Source organism: Acidimicrobiia bacterium (genome assembly GCA_040881685.1).
GTDB lineage: Bacteria > Actinomycetota > Acidimicrobiia > IMCC26256 > PALSA-555 > SHVJ01.
On record JBBECS010000037.1, the window covers coordinates 1 to 1,003 of the forward strand.

Genomic DNA, 1,003 nt, shown 5'->3' on the forward strand with positions numbered 1-1,003 from the left:
CGGTGAACACCGGCGATGACATCGTCTGCACGTTCACCAACACGACGAACACGGCCACGGTCACCGTGGTCAAGAACATCGGCTCGGACACCACGCCCGTGGCCGGGTGGACGTTCGACGGGTTGCTGCCCGGTGGCTCTGACCCAGCGCTCTTCACGGCCAACGGCACCACGAGCCTCCTCGGTCAGCAGACCAACAACGCCGTGTTCGCGGTCGACCATGTCAGCAACTCGGGGAGCCCGCTCACCCTCACCGAGATCCCGGTGCAGGCTGACTTCTCGTATGGCGGTGTCACCTGCGCCAGCGGGCCGAACAACGTGCCGGTCACGACCACCGTCCATGGCGGCACGCTGAACGTCAACACCGGCGACAACATCGTGTGCACGTTCGTGAACAACCCGGCGGGGATCGGCCTCACGAAGACGCCCAACCCGTCGGCGGTCACGGCCGGCTCGAACGTGACCTTCACGCTCGTCGCCACGAACACGTCGGGTGTTCCGCTTCACAACGTGATCTTCACCGACGATCTTGACAGCGCGTTCACGTTCGTGTCGTCGCCCGATGGCTGCTCGGCGGTTGGCCAGCTCGTCACGTGCGGGCCGTACTTCCCGCTTCCGTCCACGCTCGATCCCGGTCAGACGAAGACGGTGAGCTTCGTCGTCGCTGTCGGGGTCGGGCTGCCGGCAGGAACCGTGATCCCGAACACGGCCAACGTCGTGGGAGATCCCGCGGACGGGCCACCGGTGACCGCGACTGCGCCGGCGAGCGTCAGCGTGGTCGAGGTGTTGACAGAGGTCGTGACGAGGCCAGGCAGTGTCGCCGGCGTTCTGCCCTTCACGGGCTCGGCGTCGGAGATCCTCGTCAAGACGGGTTTGTGGCTGCTCGGTATCGGCAGTGTGCTGGTGCTGCTGACCAGCCGCAGGTTCCGCCGGCGCCGGGCGGTGGGTGCATAAACCCGCCCGGGCTGAAGCAGGAGCAGTCGGCCCCGGGCGCGGCCCGGGGT

General features: G+C 67.3%; 1 protein-coding gene. It reads left to right on the plus strand.

The genetic code is table 11. The annotated features are described in order from the left end of the window. On the plus strand, window positions 1-953 hold a 953-nt coding region (locus WEE69_09845), incomplete at its 5' end, for a hypothetical protein (GenBank protein MEX1145596.1). Window positions 954-1,003: the final 50 nt, after the last annotated feature.